Origin of the sequence: Enterobacter cloacae complex sp. 309I3 (genome assembly GCF_050031595.1) — a bacterium.
GTDB lineage: Bacteria > Pseudomonadota > Gammaproteobacteria > Enterobacterales > Enterobacteriaceae > Enterobacter > Enterobacter cloacae.
The window spans coordinates 1,657,945-1,677,424 of record NZ_JBLGWI010000001.1; the positions used below are offsets into that span (position 1 = coordinate 1,657,945).

The 19,480-nt window shown below is 53.6% G+C and carries 15 protein-coding genes; 7 read left to right on the top strand and 8 right to left on the bottom strand.

What is annotated here, in order from left to right; all coding sequences use genetic code 11:
- The first annotated feature begins 62 nt into the window (after window positions 1-62).
- The 7 genes from cmoM to ACQG22_RS07760 all read left to right on the top strand — a co-directional run bounded on the left by cmoM (window position 63) and on the right by ACQG22_RS07760 (window position 10,698).
- Entirely contained in the window at window positions 63-842 is a 780-nt protein-coding gene (gene cmoM, locus ACQG22_RS07730; protein ID WP_102752525.1) for a tRNA uridine 5-oxyacetic acid(34) methyltransferase CmoM, read from the top strand.
- 3 nt (window positions 843-845) lie between these two features.
- Window positions 846-2,168 carry a chromosome partition protein MukF gene (gene mukF / locus ACQG22_RS07735; RefSeq protein WP_013097295.1) on the top strand — a complete coding sequence of 441 codons (1,323 nt, stop codon included), beginning with the start codon at window positions 846-848 and terminating at the stop codon, window positions 2,166-2,168.
- A complete protein-coding gene (gene mukE / locus ACQG22_RS07740; protein ID WP_013097294.1) occupies window positions 2,149-2,853 on the top strand; it encodes a chromosome partition protein MukE in 705 nt (234 codons plus the stop codon). The genes mukF and mukE overlap by 20 nt, the downstream gene beginning before the upstream one ends.
- Window positions 2,853-7,301 (top strand): chromosome partition protein MukB, encoded by a 4,449-nt coding sequence (gene mukB, locus ACQG22_RS07745; protein WP_369706398.1) that lies wholly within the window; start codon window positions 2,853-2,855, stop codon window positions 7,299-7,301. The genes mukE and mukB overlap by 1 nt, the downstream gene beginning before the upstream one ends.
- Before the next feature lie 179 nt (window positions 7,302-7,480).
- Window positions 7,481-9,304 carry a L,D-transpeptidase gene (gene ldtD, locus ACQG22_RS07750; RefSeq protein WP_013097291.1) on the top strand — a complete coding sequence of 608 codons (1,824 nt, stop codon included), beginning with the start codon at window positions 7,481-7,483 and terminating at the stop codon, window positions 9,302-9,304.
- Window positions 9,305-9,478: 174 nt separating this feature from the next.
- Complete coding sequence (locus ACQG22_RS07755) at window positions 9,479-10,030, top strand: YcbK family protein (protein WP_013097290.1); 552 nt, start codon at window positions 9,479-9,481, stop codon at window positions 10,028-10,030.
- A 20-nt stretch (window positions 10,031-10,050) separates the two neighbouring features.
- Complete coding sequence (locus ACQG22_RS07760) at window positions 10,051-10,698, top strand: MBL fold metallo-hydrolase (RefSeq protein WP_369706399.1); 648 nt, start codon at window positions 10,051-10,053, stop codon at window positions 10,696-10,698.
- A 57-nt stretch (window positions 10,699-10,755) separates the two neighbouring features.
- Here the strand turns inward: ACQG22_RS07760 and ACQG22_RS07765 are convergent, their stop codons facing one another.
- The 8 genes from ACQG22_RS07765 to ACQG22_RS07800 form a co-directional block, all read right to left on the bottom strand.
- On the bottom strand, window positions 10,756-11,946 hold the full coding sequence (locus tag ACQG22_RS07765; RefSeq protein WP_029882979.1) for an amino acid aminotransferase: 1,191 nt from the start codon (window positions 11,944-11,946) through the stop codon (window positions 10,756-10,758).
- Window positions 11,947-12,130: 184 nt separating this feature from the next.
- Window positions 12,131-13,219, bottom strand: coding sequence for a porin (locus ACQG22_RS07770; RefSeq protein ID WP_369706400.1), 1,089 nt, complete (start codon window positions 13,217-13,219; stop codon window positions 12,131-12,133).
- A 605-nt stretch (window positions 13,220-13,824) separates the two neighbouring features.
- Window positions 13,825-15,225: an asparagine--tRNA ligase gene (gene asnS, locus ACQG22_RS07775; RefSeq protein ID WP_029882977.1), complete on the bottom strand. Its 1,401-nt coding sequence runs from the start codon at window positions 15,223-15,225 to the stop codon at window positions 13,825-13,827.
- A 165-nt stretch (window positions 15,226-15,390) separates the two neighbouring features.
- The gene (gene pncB, locus ACQG22_RS07780) at window positions 15,391-16,593 is read right to left on the bottom strand and encodes a nicotinate phosphoribosyltransferase (protein WP_029882976.1); all 1,203 of its coding nucleotides are present in this window, start codon (window positions 16,591-16,593) and stop codon (window positions 15,391-15,393) included.
- A 184-nt stretch (window positions 16,594-16,777) separates the two neighbouring features.
- Window positions 16,778-18,070: a tyrosine-type recombinase/integrase gene (locus tag ACQG22_RS07785; RefSeq protein ID WP_045404144.1), complete on the bottom strand. Its 1,293-nt coding sequence runs from the start codon at window positions 18,068-18,070 to the stop codon at window positions 16,778-16,780.
- 44 nt (window positions 18,071-18,114) lie between these two features.
- Entirely contained in the window at window positions 18,115-18,372 is a 258-nt protein-coding gene (locus ACQG22_RS07790) for an excisionase family protein (protein ID WP_013097283.1), read from the bottom strand.
- Window positions 18,356-18,727 (bottom strand): hypothetical protein, encoded by a 372-nt coding sequence (locus tag ACQG22_RS07795; protein WP_369706401.1) that lies wholly within the window; start codon window positions 18,725-18,727, stop codon window positions 18,356-18,358. The genes ACQG22_RS07790 and ACQG22_RS07795 overlap by 17 nt, the downstream gene beginning before the upstream one ends.
- 2 nt (window positions 18,728-18,729) lie before the next feature.
- Complete coding sequence (locus ACQG22_RS07800; protein ID WP_199556958.1) at window positions 18,730-19,473, bottom strand: ORF6N domain-containing protein; 744 nt, start codon at window positions 19,471-19,473, stop codon at window positions 18,730-18,732.
- Between the last annotated feature and the right edge of the window lie 7 nt (window positions 19,474-19,480).

Here is a 19,480-nt window from a genome sequence, read left to right on the forward strand (position 1 = left end):
TTCATTCTCCGCGCGGGTGTGACAAAATAGCGGTTTTGCAGTTAGCGAGTGGAACTCTCCCAATGCGGGATCGCAATTTTGATGACATCGCGGAAAAGTTTTCGCGCAACATATACGGCACCACAAAAGGGCAGTTACGTCAGACGATCCTCTGGCAGGATCTGGACACCATTCTGGCCACGTATGGCGGTCAAACGTTGCGCGTGCTTGACGCCGGAGGCGGTGAAGGGCAGACGGCCATAAAAATGGCTGAGCGCGGTCATCACGTCACACTTTGCGATCTTTCTGCTGAGATGGTTGCGCGTGCCACGCGTGCAGCAGAGGAGAAAGGTGTGAGCGACAACATGCATTTTGTACAATGCGCCGCTCAGGACATCGCACAGCATTTGGAAACCCAGGTTGATCTGATATTGTTTCATGCGGTGCTGGAATGGATAGCCGATCCGTTAAGCGTGTTACAAACCCTGTGGTCGATGCTACGCCCGGGCGGTACGCTGTCGCTGATGTTCTACAATGCTAACGGCTTCCTGATGCACAACATGGTTGCGGGCAACTTCGACTATGTTCAGGTCGGAATGCCTAAAAAGAAAAAGCGCACGCTTTCCCCGGACTATCCGCGCGATCCCCAGCAGGTTTACGGCTGGCTGGAAGAGATTGGCTGGCAGATAACCGGGAAGACGGGCGTCAGGGTGTTTCATGATTATCTGCGTGAAAAACACAAACAGCGTGACTGTTTTGACACCTTAACAGAATTAGAAACGCGGTATTGCCGTCAGGAACCGTTTATCAGTCTTGGCCGCTATATTCACGTCACCGCGCACAAGCCGCAGATGCAAGGATAACCTATGAGTGAATTTTCCCAGACAGTCCCCGAACTGGTTGCCTGGGCCAGGAAAAATGATTTCTCCATCTCGCTGCCGGTAGACAGACTCTCTTTCCTGCTGGCGGTTGCCACGCTGAACGGCGAACGGCTCGATGGCGAAATGAGCGAGGGTGAACTGGTGGATGCGTTCCGCCATGTGAGTGATGCGTTTGAGCAAACCAGCGAAACCATTAGCGTGCGTGCCAACAACGCAATCAACGATATGGTGCGTCAACGTCTGCTGAACCGCTTTACCAGCGAGCAGGCGGAAGGTAACGCCATTTATCGACTGACGCCACTGGGCATCGGCATTACCGATTACTACATCCGCCAGCGTGAGTTTTCCACGTTGCGCCTTTCCATGCAGCTCTCCATTGTGGCGGGTGAACTCAAGCGTGCAGCCGATGCTGCGGATGAAAACGGTGATGAATTCCACTGGCACCGTAACGTCTACGCGCCGCTGAAATATTCGGTAGCGGAGATTTTTGACAGTATCGATCTGACCCAGCGTCTGATGGACGAACAGCAGCAGCAGGTGAAAGATGATATCGCGCAATTGCTGAATAAAGACTGGCGTGCGGCCATCTCCAGCTGTGAACTGCTGTTGTCGGAAACCTCCGGCACGCTGCGTGAACTGCAGGATACGCTGGAAGCCGCAGGCGATAAGCTCCAGGCCAACCTGCTGCGCATTCAGGATGCGACCATGGCACATGACGATCTGCATTTTATCGACCGTCTGGTCTTTGATTTGCAGAGCAAGCTCGATCGCATCATTAGCTGGGGCCAGCAATCGATTGACCTGTGGATCGGTTACGATCGTCACGTACATAAATTTATCCGTACCGCCATCGATATGGATAAAAACCGCGTCTTTGCTCAGCGTCTGCGTCAGTCTGTTCAAACCTACTTCGATGCGCCGTGGGCGCTAACCTACGCCAATGCCGATCGTCTGCTCGATATGCGTGACGAAGAGATGGCGCTGCGTGATGAAGAGGTAACCGGTGAGCTGCCACCGGATCTGGAGTACGAAGAATTCAACGAAATTCGTGAGCAACTTGCGGCCATGATCGAAGAACAGCTCGCTGTCTACAAAACCAGACAGGTACCGCTGGATCTTGGTCTCGTGGTGCGCGACTATCTGGCGCAATATCCTCGCGCGCGCCACTTCGACGTTGCCCGCATTGTGGTAGATCAGGCGGTTCGCCTGGGTATCGCGCAAGCAGATTTCACCGGACTGCCGCCGAAGTGGCAGCCGATTAACGATTACGGAGCCAAGGTACAGGCGCATGTCATTGACAAATATTGAACAAGTGATGCCATTAAAGCTGGCACAGGCGCTGGCGAATCCGTTATTTCCGGCGCTGGACAGCCAGCTGCGTGCCGGTCGTCATATTGGCCTCGACGAGCTGGATAATCACGCCTTTTTGATGGACTTCCAGGAGTATCTGGAAGAGTTTTACGCACGCTATAACGTTGAGCTTATCCGCGCGCCGGAAGGTTTCTTCTACCTGCGTCCGCGTTCCACCACGCTTATTCCGCGCTCTGTGCTTTCCGAGCTGGATATGATGGTCGGCAAAATTCTGTGCTACCTCTACCTCAGCCCGGAACGTCTGGCAAATGAAGGGATCTTCACCCAGCAGGAGCTTTACGATGAGCTGTTGACGCTGGCAGACGAAAGCAAGCTGCTGAAGCTTGTGAACAACCGTTCTACGGGGTCGGATCTCGATCGTCAGAAATTGCAGGAAAAAGTTCGCTCTTCTCTGAACCGTCTGCGTCGTCTGGGGATGGTCTGGTTTATGGGCCACGACAGCAGCAAATTCCGCATTACGGAATCTGTTTTCCGCTTCGGTGCCGACGTGCGTGCGGGCGACGACGCGCGTGAAGCGCAGCTTCGCATGATCCGCGACGGTGAGGCGATGCCGGTGGAAAACCATTTGCAGCTCAATGACGAGCCTGAAGACAATCAGCCGGATAGCGGGGAGGAAGAGTAATGATTGAACGCGGTAAATTTCGCTCACTAACGCTGATTAACTGGAACGGCTTTTTTGCCCGAACCTTTGATCTTGATGAGCTGGTGACAACGCTCTCCGGCGGTAACGGTGCGGGTAAATCCACCACCATGGCGGCCTTTGTGACGGCGCTGATCCCTGATTTGACGCTGCTGCACTTCCGTAACACCACCGAAGCGGGGGCGACAAGCGGCTCCCGCGATAAAGGCCTGCACGGTAAGCTCAAAGCTGGCGTCTGTTATTCGGTGCTGGATGTGATCAACTCCCGTCATCAGCGTGTGGTGGTGGGCGTGCGTCTACAGCAGGTCGCCGGTCGCGACCGAAAAGTGGATATCAAACCGTTCGCGATTCAGGGCCTGCCAACCTCAATGCAGCCAACGGCGCTGCTGACGGAAACGCTCAATGAGCGCCAGGCGCGCGTACTGACGCTGCAGGAGCTGAAAGACAAGCTCGAAGCTATCGAAGGCGTGCAGTTCAAGCAGTTCAACTCGATTACCGATTACCACTCCCTGATGTTCGATCTGGGCGTGGTGGCGCGTCGTCTGCGTACCGCATCCGACCGCAGCAAATATTACCGTCTGATTGAAGCCTCCCTGTACGGCGGGATCTCCAGCGCCATTACCCGCTCCCTGCGCGACTACCTGTTGCCGGAAAACAGCGGCGTGCGTAAGGCCTTCCAGGACATGGAAGCCGCGCTGCGTGAAAACCGCATGACGCTGGAAGCGATTCGCGTTACCCAGTCTGACCGCGATCTGTTTAAACACCTGATCAGTGAAGCCACCAACTATGTGGCGGCGGATTATATGCGTCACGCCAACGAGCGTCGTGTGCATCTCGATCAGGCATTAGAGTACCGCCGCGAGCTGTTCACCTCGCGTAAACAGCTGGTGGCCGAGCAGTATAAGCACGTTGAAATGGCCCGTGAACTGGGCGAACACAACGGGGCTGAAGGCGATCTGGAAGCCGATTATCAGGCCGCCAGCGATCACCTGAACCTGGTTCAGACCGCGCTGCGCCAGCAGGAAAAAATCGAGCGCTACGAAGCCGATCTCGATGAACTGCAAATTCGTCTCGAAGAGCAAAACGAAGTGGTGGCCGAAGCCGCCGACATGCAGGAAGAGAACGAAGCGCGTGCCGAAGCCGCCGAACTGGAAGTGGATGAGCTGAAAAGCCAGCTCGCCGATTACCAGCAGGCGCTGGACGTGCAGCAGACGCGTGCAATTCAGTACAACCAGGCCCTGCAGGCATTGCAGCGTGCGAAAGAGCTATGCCATCTGCCTGACCTGACGCCGGACAGCGCCGATGAATGGCTGGACACCTTCCAGGCGAAAGAGCAGGAAGCCACGGAAAAACTGCTCTCCCTGGAACAGAAAATGAGCGTCGCGCAGACCGCGCACAGCCAGTTTGAACAAGCTTATCAGCTGGTGGTGGCGATTAACGGCCCGCTGGCGCGAAACGAAGCGTGGGACGTAGCCCGCGAGTTGCTGCGCGACGGCGTCAACCAGCGTCATCTGGCTGAGCAGGTGCAACCGCTGCGTATGCGTCTGAACGAGCTGGAACAGCGTCTGCGCGAGCAGCAGGAGGCCGAGCGTCTGCTGGCCGAGTTCTGTAAGCGTCAGGGTAAACATTACGATATTGACGATCTCGAGGCTCTGCACCAGGAGCTTGAAGCCCGTATCGCCGCCCTTTCCGATACGGTATCCAGCGCCAGCGAACAGCGGATGACGCTGCGTCAGGAGCTGGAGCAGCTTCAGTCCCGCTCGCAGACGCTGTTGCAACGCGCACCCGTCTGGCTGGCGGCGCAAAGCAGCCTGAACCAGCTCAGCGAACAGTGCGGTGAAACGTTCGAATCCAGCCAGGAAGTGACCGAATATCTGCAACAGCTGCTGGAGCGCGAGCGCGAGGCGATTGTTGAGCGTGATGAAGTTGGTGCGCGCAAGCGCGAGGTTGATGAAGAGATTGAACGCTTAAGCCAGCCGGGCGGTGCGGAAGATGCCCGCCTGAATACGCTGTCGGAGCGTTTCGGTGGCGTACTGCTGTCAGAAATTTATGATGACGTGGGTCTGGACGATGCGCCGTACTTCTCCGCGCTGTATGGCCCGTCGCGTAACGCGATTGTGGTGCCGGATCTGTCTCTGATTGCCGAACAGCTCGAAGGGCTGGAAGATTGCCCGGAAGATCTCTATCTGATCGAAGGGGATCCGCAATCGTTCGATGACAGCGTGTTTAGCGTTGACGAGCTGGAAAAAGCGGTAGTGGTGAAAATCGCTGACCGTCAGTGGCGTTACTCGCGCTTCCCGGAACTTCCTCTGTTCGGCCGCGCCGCGCGTGAAAGCCGTATTGAGAGCCTGCACGCTGAGCGTGAAACACTGTCTGAACGTTTTGCGACGTTGTCGTTTGACGTGCAGAAAACCCAGCGCCTGCATCAGGCATTTAGCCGCTTTATCGGTAGCCATCTGGGAGTGGCCTTTGAGGCTGACCCGGAAGCGGAAATTCGCAAGCTCAACACCCGCCGTGGCGAGCTTGAGCGCGCAATTGCCAGCCATGAAAATGACAACCAGCAGAGCCGCGTTCAGTTTGAACAGGCGAAAGAGGGCGTTGCTGCCCTGAACCGCATTCTGCCGCGTCTGAATCTGCTGGCGGACGATACGCTGGCTGACCGTGTGGATGAAATCCAGGAACGTCTGGATGAAGCGCAGGAGGCTGCGCGCTTCGTGCAGCAACACGGTAATCAGCTGGCGAAGCTGGAGCCGGTCGTTTCGGTGCTTCAGAGCGATCCAGAGCAGTTTGAGCAGCTAAAAGAAGATTATGCCTGGTCCCAGCAGGTGCAGCGTGAAGCACGCCAGCAGGCGTTTGCCCTGACGGAAGTGGTGCAGCGTCGCGCTCACTTCGGCTACTCTGACTCGGCGGAAATGCTGAGCGGTAACAGCGATCTGAACGAGAAATTACGCCAGCGTCTTGAGCAGGCTGAAGCGGAACGTACGCGTGCCCGTGAAGCGATGCGTAGCCACGCGGCCCAGTTGAACCAGTACAACCAGGTTCTGGCCTCGCTAAAAAGCTCCTTTGATACCAAGAAAGAGCTGTTAAACGATCTGCAAAAAGAGCTGCAGGATATCGGCGTCCGTGCCGACAGCGGGGCAGAAGAGCGGGCGCGTGTTCGTCGTGATGAGCTGCATGCCCAGCTGAGCAATAACCGCGCGCGTCGTAATCAGCTGGAAAAAGCGCTGACCTTCTGTGAAGCGGAGATGGATAACCTGACCCGCCGCCTGCGCAAGCTGGAGCGCGACTATCACGAAATGCGCGAGCAGGTGGTATCTGCGAAGGCAGGCTGGTGCGCGGTGATGCGCATGGTGAAAGACAATAATGTTGAACGCCGTCTGCATCGTCGTGAACTGGCGTACCTCTCTGCTGATGAACTGCGATCGATGTCGGATAAGGCGTTGGGTGCGCTGCGTCTGGCGGTGGCAGATAACGAACATCTGCGCGATGTGCTGCGTATGTCTGAAGATCCGAAGCGTCCTGAGCGTAAAATTCAGTTCTTCGTGGCGGTATACCAGCATCTGCGTGAGCGTATTCGTCAGGACATCATCCGTACCGACGATCCGGTCGAAGCCATTGAACAGATGGAAATTGAACTGGGGCGCCTGACGGAAGAACTGACCTCCCGTGAGCAGAAGCTGGCTATCAGCTCCCGTAGCGTGGCGAACATCATCCGCAAGACCATTCAGCGCGAGCAGAACCGTATTCGCCAGCTGAACCAGGGTCTGCAGAGCGTATCGTTTGGTCAGGTGAACAGCGTACGTCTGAATGTAAACGTCCGTGAAGCGCACTCTACGCTGCTGGATGTGCTCTCTGAGCAGCATGAACAGCATCAGGATCTGTTTAACAGCAACCGTCTGACCTTCTCTGAAGCGCTGGCGAAGCTGTATCAGCGTCTGAATCCGCAGATTGATATGGGGCAACGTACGCCGCAAACCATCGGTGAAGAGCTGCTGGATTACCGTAACTACCTGGAGATGGAAGTTGAGGTTAACCGTGGTTCAGACGGCTGGCTGCGTGCGGAATCCGGGGCACTGTCGACCGGTGAAGCTATCGGTACCGGGATGTCGATTCTGGTGATGGTGGTGCAGAGCTGGGAAGATGAAGCGCGTCGTCTGCGCGGCAAAGATATTTCCCCATGCCGTCTGCTGTTCCTTGATGAGGCAGCGCGTCTGGATGCCCGCTCCATCGCCACGCTGTTTGAGCTCTGCGAACGTCTGGATATGCAGCTCATCATTGCGGCACCGGAAAATATTAGTCCGGAAAAAGGCACAACCTATAAACTGGTGCGTAAAGTGTTCCAGAACAGCGAGCACGTTCATGTTGTAGGCCTGCGTGGCTTTGCTCCGCAGCCGCCGGAGTCCTTACCGGGCACAGCAGACGCCTCCTGAGGCGTGTTGTTACAAAGTGCGGCGCATTAGCGCCGCTTTTTTTTACGCTTAACTTATGCTTACGGCTGCGTTATCTTTAAACTTCTTTACATAAGGTAAGGCAACTGCGTTTGTGCCTTCCTATAATGAATAAAAGCCCCAGTGTGATGGGCATGTCGTGAGAAAACAGGGGGCAAGGGATGTTGCTAAAGAAAAATCGTGGTCATCAGCTGTCAGCGTTGAGTTTGTGTCTGGCGGTGATGTTTGCTCCACTGTTAAGCGCTCAGGCCGATGAGCCTGAAGTTGTACCGTCAGACAGTTCCGCGACGATGGGTGCGCAGCCGACGTCGCTGTCACAACCGCTGGATCAATCTCCGGCGACGGCCATTTTAGCGGGTATCAGACCGCTACCCGAAGGTATCGACACCGGCGCGCTCCGCCAGCAGCTTCTAACCGGGCTTCCAGCAGGATACACGCCTGCCTACATTAACCAGCTTACGCTGCTTTATGCCGCGCGTGATATGAAGCCGATGTGGGAAAACCGGGACGCCGTGCGCGCTTTTCAGCAGCAGCTGGCGGAAGTCGCCATTGCAGGTTTTCAGCCGCAATTCACCACCTGGGTTGAGCTTCTGACCGATCCGGCCGTTACCGGTCAGGCGCGTGACGTGGTGCTGTCTGATGCCATGATGGGCTACCTCCAGTTCGTGGCGGGCATTCCGGTCAATGGCAACCGCTGGTTATACAGTCAAAAACCGTACAAGCTGGCGACGCCGGCGCTGTCGGTCATTAACCAGTGGCAACTGGCGCTGGACAACGGTGACCTGCCGCGCTTTATCGCAAGCCTGGCGCCTGCCCATCCGCAGTATGCCACCATGCATCAGTCGCTGCTTGAGCTGGTTGCCGATTCCCGCCCGTGGCCTCAGGTGCGTGGCACAACCACGCTTCGTCCGGGACAGTGGAGCAGCGATGTCCCGGCGATCCGCGAAATTATGAAACGCTCCGGCATTCTCGAAAGCGGTCCTAAGATTGCGCTGCCCGGCGACGATACGCAAAGCGCGGTCGTCAGCCCCTCGGCCCCGGTAAAAGAGAAAAAGGCCGTTGCGCAGAGTAACAAACCCGCCGCCTACGATCGCGAACTGGTCGCGGCGGTTAAGCAGTTCCAGGCCGCGCAGGGGCTGGGCGCAGACGGGGTGATCGGTCCATCCACCCGCGACTGGCTGAACGTCTCGCCTGCCCAGCGTGCTGGGGTGCTGGCGCTGAATATCCAGCGTTTACGTCTTCTGCCGGGAACACTGTCGACCGGGATTATGGTGAATATTCCAGCGTATTCGCTGGTTTATTATCAGAACGGTAGCGAAGTGCTGGCGTCGCGCGTGATTGTCGGACGTCCTGACCGTAAAACGCCGATGATGAGCAGTGCCCTGAATAACGTGGTGGTAAACCCGCCGTGGAACGTGCCACCGACGCTGGCGCGCAAGGATATTCTGCCTAAGGTCTGGAACGATCCTGGCTATCTGGAGCGTCATAACTATACGGTGATCCGCGGCTGGAACAGCAAAGAGACGATCGATCCGTGGATGGTTGACTGGTCAACAATTACGCCGTCGAACCTGCCATTCCGTTTCCAGCAGGCACCGGGTGCGCATAACTCGCTGGGGCGCTATAAATTCAACATGCCAAGTTCGGACGCTATCTATCTGCATGATACGCCGAACCATAACCTGTTCCAGAAAGATGCCCGCGCGCTCAGCTCAGGCTGCGTTCGTGTGAATAAGGCATCGGAACTGGCGAATATGCTGTTGCAGGATGCGGGCTGGAACGACACGCGGATCTCCGATGCCCTCAAGCAGGGGGACACCCGTTACGTTAACATTCGACACAATATACCGGTCAATCTTTACTATCTGACGGCGTTTGTTGGTGAAGATGGACGTACCCAGTATCGTACAGATATTTACAATTATGATCTCACGGCGCGATCCGGCGCACAAATTTTGCCAAAAGCTGAACAATTAATCAGGTAAATGAAGCAGTTCGGGAAAATAGGTTGTCGTAAGTTAGGGCAAATACGTGGCGATATGGCTGGAAGCCGCGTATTTGCTGGGGTTGGGTGCCTTGACGTCGTCGGCTTTGCCAGTTAAGGTGCCCTTCGTGCGCTAAGCATATTACGATTTCTTTGACCTGTAGACCTGATTATCATGGACAAATTTGACGCTAATCGCCGCAAACTGCTGGCGTTAGGTGGCGTTGCGCTCGGCGCAGCGGCCATCCTGCCGACGCCAGCATTTGCCACCCTCTCGACACCTCGTCCGCGTATTTTAACGCTCAACAATCTGCATACTGGTGAGTCGCTAAAAGCGGAATTCTTCGATGGCAGAGGCTATATTCAGGATGAATTAGCAAGACTTAACCATTTTTTCCGTGATTTCCGCGCGAATAAAGTAAAAGCCATCGACCCAGGATTATTTGACCAGTTGTTCCGCCTTCAGGGCCTGCTGGGTACCAGCAAGCCGGTGCAACTCATTTCGGGTTATCGTTCCATTGATACCAATAATGAATTGCGCGCCCGCAGCCGTGGGGTAGCGAAAAAAAGCTATCACACCAGGGGCCAGGCAATGGATTTCCATATTGAAGGCGTTTCGTTAGCCAATATTCGCAAAGCTGCGTTATCTATGCGCGCAGGTGGTGTAGGATATTACCCAAGTAGTAACTTTGTGCATATTGATACCGGTCCAGTTCGGCACTGGTAATAACGAAACACAGGAGCAGTATGAACTATCGTATTATTCCGGTTACGGCGTTCTCCCAGAATTGTTCATTGATCTGGTGTGAGCAAACCAAACTGGCCGTGCTTGTCGATCCCGGCGGTGACGCTGAGAAGATCAAACAGGAAGTTGCAGAAAGCGGTGTGACGCTGATGCAGATTTTACTGACGCATGGTCACCTTGACCATGTCGGCGCAGCGGCGGAGCTGGCACAGCACTATGGAGTGCCGGTGATCGGTCCGGAAAAAGAAGATGAGTTCTGGCTGCAGGGTTTGCCAGCCCAAAGCCGCATGTTTGGCCTCGATGAGTGTCAGCCATTGACGCCCGATCGCTGGTTAAACGAAGGAGAGCGTGTGAACGTAGGGAATGTGACTTTACAGGTGTTGCATTGTCCTGGGCATACGCCAGGCCATATTGTCTTCTTTGATGACCAGTCCCGTCTGCTGATTTCCGGCGATGTGATCTTCAAAGGTGGCGTAGGACGCAGCGATTTCCCGCGTGGCGACCACGGACAGCTGATCCAGTCGATTAAACAGAAGTTATTGCCACTGGGTGATGACGTGACGTTTATCCCTGGACACGGCCCGATGTCGACGCTGGGCTACGAGCGGGTGCATAACCCCTTCCTTCAGGATGAAATGCCTGTCTGGTAAATCCGGATAATAAAAAAAGCCTGCATAGTGCAGGCTTTTTTGTGGGCGCTAATTACATTACAGTACGGCGACAATCGCTTCGCACAGTGGCGCCATGTTGTCAGGGGTCATACCTGCAACGTTCACGCGGCCAGAGGCCACGGCGTACACGCCAAACTCTTCACGCAGACGCAGAACCTGTTCTTTGGTCAGGCCACTGAAAGAGAACATACCGTTCTGCTTAGTAATAAAGCTGAAATCACGGTCTGCACCTTTCTCTGCCAGGGTGTTCACAAACAGCAGGCGCATGCGCTGAATACGCTGACGCATATCGTTGAGCTCTTGTTCCCAAATCGCGCGGAGCGCATCGTTGCTCAGGATGGTGGCAACGACAGAGGCACCGTGTGCTGGTGGGTTAGAGTAGTTAGCGCGGATAACTGATTTCATCTGGCTGAACGCACGATCGGCAGTCTCTTCGTTTGCTGCGACCAGCGTGCAGGCACCAACACGCTCATTGTACAGGCCAAAGTTCTTGGAGTAGGAGCTAGCAACGATCAGCTCCTGATGGACGGCTGCGAAAGCGCGCAGACCTTCAGCATCTTCTTCCAGACCACGGGCGAAGCCCTGGTAAGCGAAGTCAAACAGTGGCAGCCAGCCTTTTTCGACAGACAGTTTCGCCAGCTGTTCCCACTGTTCAAGCGTCGGATCAATGCCGGTTGGGTTGTGGCAGCAGCCGTGGAACAGTACCACGTCGCCCGCCTGGGCTTCACTCAGGCTCGCCAGCAGACCGTCGAAGTCCAGAGCGTGGTTTGCGGCGTCGTAGTAGGCATATTCGCGCACTTCCAGACCCGCAGAGTTAAAGACGCTCTTATGGTTCGGCCAACTTGGGTTGCTGACCCATACGCGCTTAACAGCGGTATTTTTTGCAAGGAAATCCGCCGCCACGCGCAGTGCGCCGGTACCGCCAGGCGTTTGTGCTGTGCGCGCGCGTTTGTCGCTCACAATTGTACTACCTTTACCGAACAGCAGCTCCTGCGTGCAACGACCAAACTCAGGGATACCATCAATACCGAGGTAGTTCTTGGTGGTTTCATTTTCCAGCAGATACTGCTCAGCTTTTTTTACGCTGGTCAGTACCGGGGTTTTGCCGGTTTCATCTTTATATACACCAATACCCAGGTTGATTTTGCCAGGGCGGTCGTCGGCACGAAACAGATCGGCCAGGCCCAGAATAGGGTCGGCAGGAGCGGCGGTAATGTTCTCAAACATGACGAAGTTCCATTGTGATTACAGAAGTGAAATCCGCTATCAGGTTAACGGTAGATTTACAAAATGCCAACCGTTTGCGACGAAAAGCGTGCGGCTTTTCAAAAGTCGCCATTATTTTCTGTCAGGCATAAAAAAACAGGGCCGAAGCCCTGTTCATTAAGCATATAACAAAGTGGTGTACTGATTAGAACTGGTAAGTTACGGCCATTGCAACCTGGTCGTCTTTACCGTTCACGATACCCACGCTACGAGAGTAGTCGGTGTCGTCGATCAGGTTCAGCTGGTAGTCAACATAGATGTTGAAGTTTTTGTTGAAGTAGTAAGTTGCACCGAGTTCAACAAATTTCTGCAGGTCAGCATCACCGCCCGCGAAGGTGCCGCGCTGAGCCAGGTTTTTACCTTTAGACTGAACGTAGGACACGGATGGACGCAGACCGAAGTCGAACTGGTACTGAGCGATAACTTCGAAGTTCTGAGTTTTGTTTGCGAATGAACCGTCTTCTTCACGGGTCATGTTGCGGGTTTCAGCGTAGGTGGTTGCCAGGTAGATGTTGTTCGCATCGTATTTAGCACCAACAGCCCATGCTTCCGCTTTCTCGCCTTTACCGTCAGCGGTCTGCAGGTTAGTACGGTCAGAGTTGCTGTATGCGCCGATCAGGCCGAAACCTTCGCCGAATTCATAACCAACAGAGGTACCAAAACCGTCACCGTTAGCGGTTCTAACGTCGGTACGATCGTTTTTACCCTGATACTGCAGGCCCAGGCTCAGACCATCAACCAGACCGAAGAAGTCAGAGTTACGATAGGTCAGAACACCAGTGGTACGGCCGGTCATGAAGTTATCAGAGTAGTTAGCCCAGGTCATACCTGAGTAGGATGGCGCCATATCGGTGTAAGATTCTACATCGTAAACGATACCGTAGTTACGGCCGTAGTCGATGGAACCTGCATCACCAGCTTTCAGGCCAGCGAACGCCAGACGGGTACGCTGAGTCTGGCTGCTTTCTGGCTGGCTTGCCAGAGCACGGTATTCCCACTGGCCGTAACCGGTCAGTTGGTCGTTGATTTGGGTTTCGCCTTTGAAACCGATCTGAGCATAGGTCGCATCGCTGCTGTCTGTGTTGTCACCGGAGGTCACGAAATCGTGCTCACCAACCACTTTCCCGTACAGATCCAGTTTGTTGCCGTTTTTGTTATAGATTTCTGCAGCGTCAGCTGCACCGGCTACCAGCAGGGCAGGGATTACCACTGCCAGAATATTGCGCTTCATCATTATTTATTACCCTCATTGGTTTTTTTATGACACTCGCCACTGCCGCCAATAAATTCCGTCAATAAATATTTCCGGAACTATTGATGAGAGTTTGGTGTCTTTATGTATCTGTCAGGCATCTTTCCATTCATAGAACCGTTTCGCTAGCCTGAAAGTGCTACAGTTTTCAAGATTGAGTAACAAAAAGAAATTATATGTAACTAAATGTGTATTTTTCGGAACTTTGTGAACCACCTCAAATTTCAGAAAGACCTGGCGAATTAAACGACAAGCAGATTCCTATATATATGAATTCCTTATAATTAATTTAGATAAAGGCAATTCGTATACGCGCACCTTCAACGACTCATTTTTTCTTATGACCCCAAAAGGACTTCTGGATGGCTGTGATTTTGGTTGAAATTTGTGCTATTGCTTGAGGATTAAATAATCGCAATAAGAATAGGGTTTATTTTTTGTTCGTAGATATTTCGTGGAAACAAAACGTAACAACTAGTGGTTGTGACGGGGTCAAAGTTGAAAGGTGCTTACTTTACGCTGACGAAAATTGACAGAGCAGAATAAAATAATGGCCAGCAAATGCTGGCCATTATGATTTTGGTTACTTAGAAGCTGGCATTACGCGGCGTACGTGGGAACGGAATAACGTCACGTACGTTCTGAACACCCGTGACGTAGGCGATCAGACGTTCGAAGCCCAGACCAAAGCCTGAGTGTGGCACAGTACCGTAACGGCGCAGATCGCGATACCAGCTGTAATCCGCCGGATTGAGCCCCATCTCTTGCATGCGCGCATCCAGCACGTCCAGACGCTCTTCACGCTGGGAACCACCGATAATTTCACCAATGCCCGGCGCCAGTACGTCCATTGCGGCAACGGTTTTACCGTCTTCGTTAAGGCGCATATAGAACGCCTTAATGTCTTTCGGGTAGTTTTTCACAACAACCGGTGCTTTGAAGTGCTTCTCAGCCAGGTAACGCTCATGCTCGGAAGAGAGATCCACGCCCCAATAAACCGGGTTCTCAAACTTCTCACCGCATTTCTCGAGAATAGCGACCGCATCAGTGTAATCCACCTGGGCAAAGTCGGAGGAAACAAAGCGCTCCAGACGTGCAATCGCTTCGTTATCGACACGCTCAGCGAAGAATTTCATATCATCAGCACGTTCTTCCAGTACCGCTTTGAAGACGTACTTGAGCATGGCTTCCGCCAGGCCAGCGACATCGTTCAAATCTGCGAAAGCAACTTCAGGCTCCAGCATCCAGAATTCTGCCAGGTGACGGCTGGTGTTGGAGTTTTCCGCACGGAAGGTTGGGCCGAAGGTATAGATTTTAGACAGCGCACAGGCGTAGGTTTCGCCGTTGAGCTGGCCGGATACCGTCAGGAAGGCTTCTTTACCAAAGAAGTCTTTGTCAAAGTCCACTTTACCTTCCGGCGTGCGCGGCAGGTTTTCCAGATCCAGCGTAGAAACGCGGAACATCTCGCCAGCGCCTTCGGTATCGGAGGCGGTGATCAGCGGGGTAGATACCCAGAAATAACCCTGCTCATCGAAGAAGCGATGCAGTGCCTGCGCCAGCGTGTGGCGGACACGGGCCACCGCACCAATCAGGTTGGTGCGTGGGCGCAGGTGAGCCACTTCACGCAGATATTCGATGCTGTGACGTTTTGCGGCCATCGGGTAGGTATCAGGATCTTCAACCCAGCCAGTTACTTCAACGGCAGTGGCCTGAATTTCGAAACTCTGACCCTGGCCCGGTGATGCGACAACCACGCCGGTAACAATTACGGAACAACCGGTTGTCAGGTGCAGAACGTCATCATTGTAATTGGGCAGAGAATTATTAATGACGGCCTGTACAGGATCAAAGCAGGAACCGTCATAGACGGCAAGGAAGGAGATGCCAGCTTTAGAATCTCGGCGGGTACGCACCCATCCGCGCACGGTGACTTCTAGGTCTTCGGCGACACGGCCCTGGAGTACGTCGGCTACAGGCACAACGCTCATAATATTCTCTCTGTTAATAGTCGGAAAAAATAAACACTTGTCCACCCAAATGGGGGGATATCTATGTTACCTGCCATCCGCTATCAGACAAGTAAATTTCGCAGTCAAAAGAGAAGAATTAAGAAATAAATAAGAAGTAGGGAGCCATTTGGCTCCCTTAAGCGCTTAACTGGCTTTTTTGACCTGAGGGAGATCAAAAGCTTTGCGTAACGCGCGGACAAACGCTTTGTCATGACAGATGGTTTTACCCGGGCTATCGGAGAGCTTGGCTACCGGCTTGCCGTTACATTCCACCAGTTTTATCACGATATTCAGCGGTTTTACCTGAGGGATGTCGCAGGTTAAACGGGTGCCAATCCCGAAGCTCAGGTTCACTCGGGTACTGAAATGGCGATAGAGTTCAACCGCTTTCGCGAGATCGAGGTTGTCGGAGAAGACCAGCACCTTGCTCATCGGGTCGATGCCGAGTTTTTCGTAATGCGCGATCGCCTTCTCACCCCATTCAACCGGATCCCCGGAGTCATGACGTAACCCCTGGTAACGCTCAGCGAACTCAGGGCCGAAATCACGCAGGAACGCATCCATCGTGATGCAGTCGGTCAGGGCGATGCCGAGTTGATTCGGATACTCGTCAAGCCACGCGGCCAATGCGGCGCGTTGGCTGTTGGCCAGATCTGGACTGATCTGCTGATGCGCCTGGAACCATTCGTGTGCCTGGGTACCCATTGGTGTCAGGTTCAGACGACGTGCCAGATCGTAATTACTGGTGCCCACGAACCACGACTCTTGCTGCAGACGCTGAACAATGGCCTGCTGAACGTCGCGGGAGAAACGGCGACGTGTGCCAAAGTCCATCAGACGGAAGCGGGACATATCCAGCCCATCCGTCAGGGTGGCAAACCCTGCGAGTTTGTTTTCCAGCGCGGCCAGTGCCTGAGTCACCCCTGTTTCCGGCGAACGGTAGCGGTGAGCCAGCTCGCTGATTACGGCCAGCAGCGGAACTTCCCACATGATCACTTCACGCCATGGGCCTTCAAGGCGAATATCCAGCTTGCCGTTATCATTCGTGACGGTGACCTGCTCTGGCTTATAACGGAAGTCGCGCAGCCAGTTCAGATAGTCCGCTTTAAAGAAAGGCAGGCCAGAAAGCCACTGATATTCGTCGTCCTGCAACGTCAGATGCTGCATAGCATCGACCTGTTCACGAATGGAATCTGCGTAGATACCGAGCAAGTCGTCGCCACGGCAGCGGAATTCCGCCGCAACATCAACATCATAATAATGGTGGAAAACGGCTTGCTGCATGTGCAGTTTATACGCGTCGGTATCCAGCAACGTATGCAGAACAGGAGAAGCGAATCGAGTCATAGGTGCGCAGTAGCATCCTCTCACAGGAGCGTTTAGTACAATAAACAACTCCGGAGTATACCTTGTTTAGTGATTTATTGAACCCCGATCACAACATAAGCGCTCTTTATGGTCGAGGGCATTTTGTGCCCCGTGTTATACAAATGTAGCGATATGGCTGCTAACCACTTGAATTTACAGATTACTACTGTGCTACTACCATGCTTTGGGGCAGTGATGGGGCAAAGCGTGAAAGCGCCTGGTTGAGAAGGGAAACCTGTTCGGCACTCTTCTCTGACATCCACTTTCCATACACCTTGTAAACCATCTGTGCATCGGTATGTCCCATTTGAGTTGCTATAAAGTTTGGGTTTGCCCCAGCTGATAATGACCAGCACGCATAAGTATGTCGTGACTGGTAGGCGTTGCGGTACCGTATTCCGGCGCGCTTGATTATCGGGGCCCAAATTTTATTAATCGAATTAACCGCGTAGTGATATCCTCTACGAGGCCCATGCTTGACGCATTGAGGACTGAAAACGAAAGTGCAGGGGTGTATGACTGACTGGCCATATTCCCGCAATTTCACTTCAATCTCATACTGCCGGCCAAGGCGCGTCAGCTGGGCCTGATTCCTCAGGGCATCAATAGCTGGTTGAATGAGATAAATCACCCTGTCAGTGCCTGCGTCGGTTTTTGGCAGGGTGAACTCATTCGTCTGGGTAAGGTTGCGTTTCACTGTGATGGTTCCGGCATGCAGATCGATATCTTCCCACGCCAGACCGCACAACTCCCCATGCCTCATTCCAGTATAGACTGCCAGCGACCAGAGATTTCTCATCTGCTGGTGGCCGCAAGCCTGGATAAACCGGATAAACTCTTCTGTCGTGAGTGGATCTGGTTCACCTTTCGCTTTTTTGAGGCGGTTAATTCCGCTAAACGGGTTTTCCTTCGCGTAACCGTTATCCGCTCCAAACTGGAAGATCTCGGCCATCAGCATCATGTAATTATTCACGGTCGAAGACTTCCTGCCTTTAACCTGTGTCCGGTGATCCTTCTTCATTACATGAAAACCCGTCAGCAACTCCTTTCTCACGTACAGCAAATCCTCAGTGGTCACCGCAGAAACCATTTTGTTTTCGCCGATGCGCGGAAGCATGTTTTTTATGATGGATTCGTACCGACTCATAGTGTTAGAGCTGATTTCCATCCTCTTCAGCTCAGACCACTTTTCGGTAAGCTCCAGCACAGTAATTTCCTTTCTATCCTGACCGAACCGGGCAAGGTTCGGTGAGTTTGGGAATTTTTCCGCATAGTCAAAATTTCCCATCCTTATCGCAAAACAAACTGAAGAACGAAGCTCGCCGGCTATCTTGCGATTTTTGGCAGTATCAGGGACACCGAGGTTTTCTCTGACACGCTTGCCTTTATATACAAACCAGATGCGGAGTGAACCGCCGTGGTTTTCGACGCCTGTCGGGTATGATGCATTAGCCATTAATCCCTCCTGACGTCCAGGAGCGTTGACGAGTGTACTGCTTTTCATGCTGTCTTCGCACCTGGTTGATTTTTTTTCTGCGCCTCGATCCACTGATCAACGGCTTTCCTGTTGTACATGCATTCGCTCGAAGGCTTGGGATTACCATCTGGTGAAATGTGCAGGTACTCGCGGCCCAGCATCCAGGATTCTTTTCTGGCGCGGGTGATGGTTCCGGGCTTGAGCCCGGTAACCGCAATCAGAACCTTTTCGCTAACCCAGTCATTCGGCACCAGAAGAACGATTTCAGCACTGGTTTGCATGGATCTCCTCCATTTTCTCTTTAGCCAGACGCACGCAACGCGCAAAAGAGGAGGGCGTTACGATTTCGCGCAGAGCCTGAACCAGGAAATCGTTGTGCTGCTGGTGCAGCTCCAGGTTGAGTTCTTTTTCCTCATGACGCAGGACTGCCAGACGGGCTGTGATGATGCGACGCTTCCCTTTGATCAGCCGCAGCGCGTTCTCTGCCTTTTTGCGCCATGTACTCCATTCACTGCTGCTGTTCGATTTTGCCAGCTGCTCTTCAATACTGAGCTGCGCTTCTTCTGCGTTAACAAGCTGCTGCAGGCAATCGCTGATAGTGTTCAGGTTGTTTGTCTCCACGAAGAGTTTGTGCATTCTTAACCCTCCCACCCAATCGCCTGGAACAGGCCCATTTTAGGGTGATACCAGCGGGTGCCGCGCGGTTCAGCTTCTGACATCATCTGGCGAAACGCGGCCATAAACGGCTCCAGTTCGACGATAGCCCTACGTGACAAAAGCCCGTCTGGAGTCATAAATTCGTGCGTGTCTGTAGGGATGCGGTAGGCATTGACCAAATTTCGGCACTTGACGTCACTCATTCCGCTTTTGGCTACCACCTGGCGGTAACCGACATATCCGGCGCGCATGGTCCCGCGTTTGATGTTCTCCACAGCTTCTGTGACTGTTTCGATCTGCTCTTCAACATGATTCAGGCGCTTCTGCTGGCGAACGGCATCGGCGGCCATTGCGGCGATCATCTCGATTTCCGTCAGCGGTGCGCGAGTGCGAAAATAGCTGTTAACCAGCTCACGCTGAACCTGCCAGGCCAGATCGTCCGTGAGTGACTTCGCCACCATCAGATATCCAGATTCGAAAAGCACAATTCCAGAGGGCGCAAACTTAGAAAACACACCTTCCGGAAGGTCCCGGCGTATAGCGTCGGAACCTAATTCAACGTAATCTACCCCCTCGACAAAGTAGTTCCTGTTTTCACGAAAATTACGTCCTGCTGTTCCATCTGGTCGTTGGTGAGCTTCGTCAATCATTGCGAATGTCACAACGCGCTGACCGCGATATTCGACTGCCGGCAGCTGTTTGTTATTGATCGTTACTGTGTTCATTTTCGTC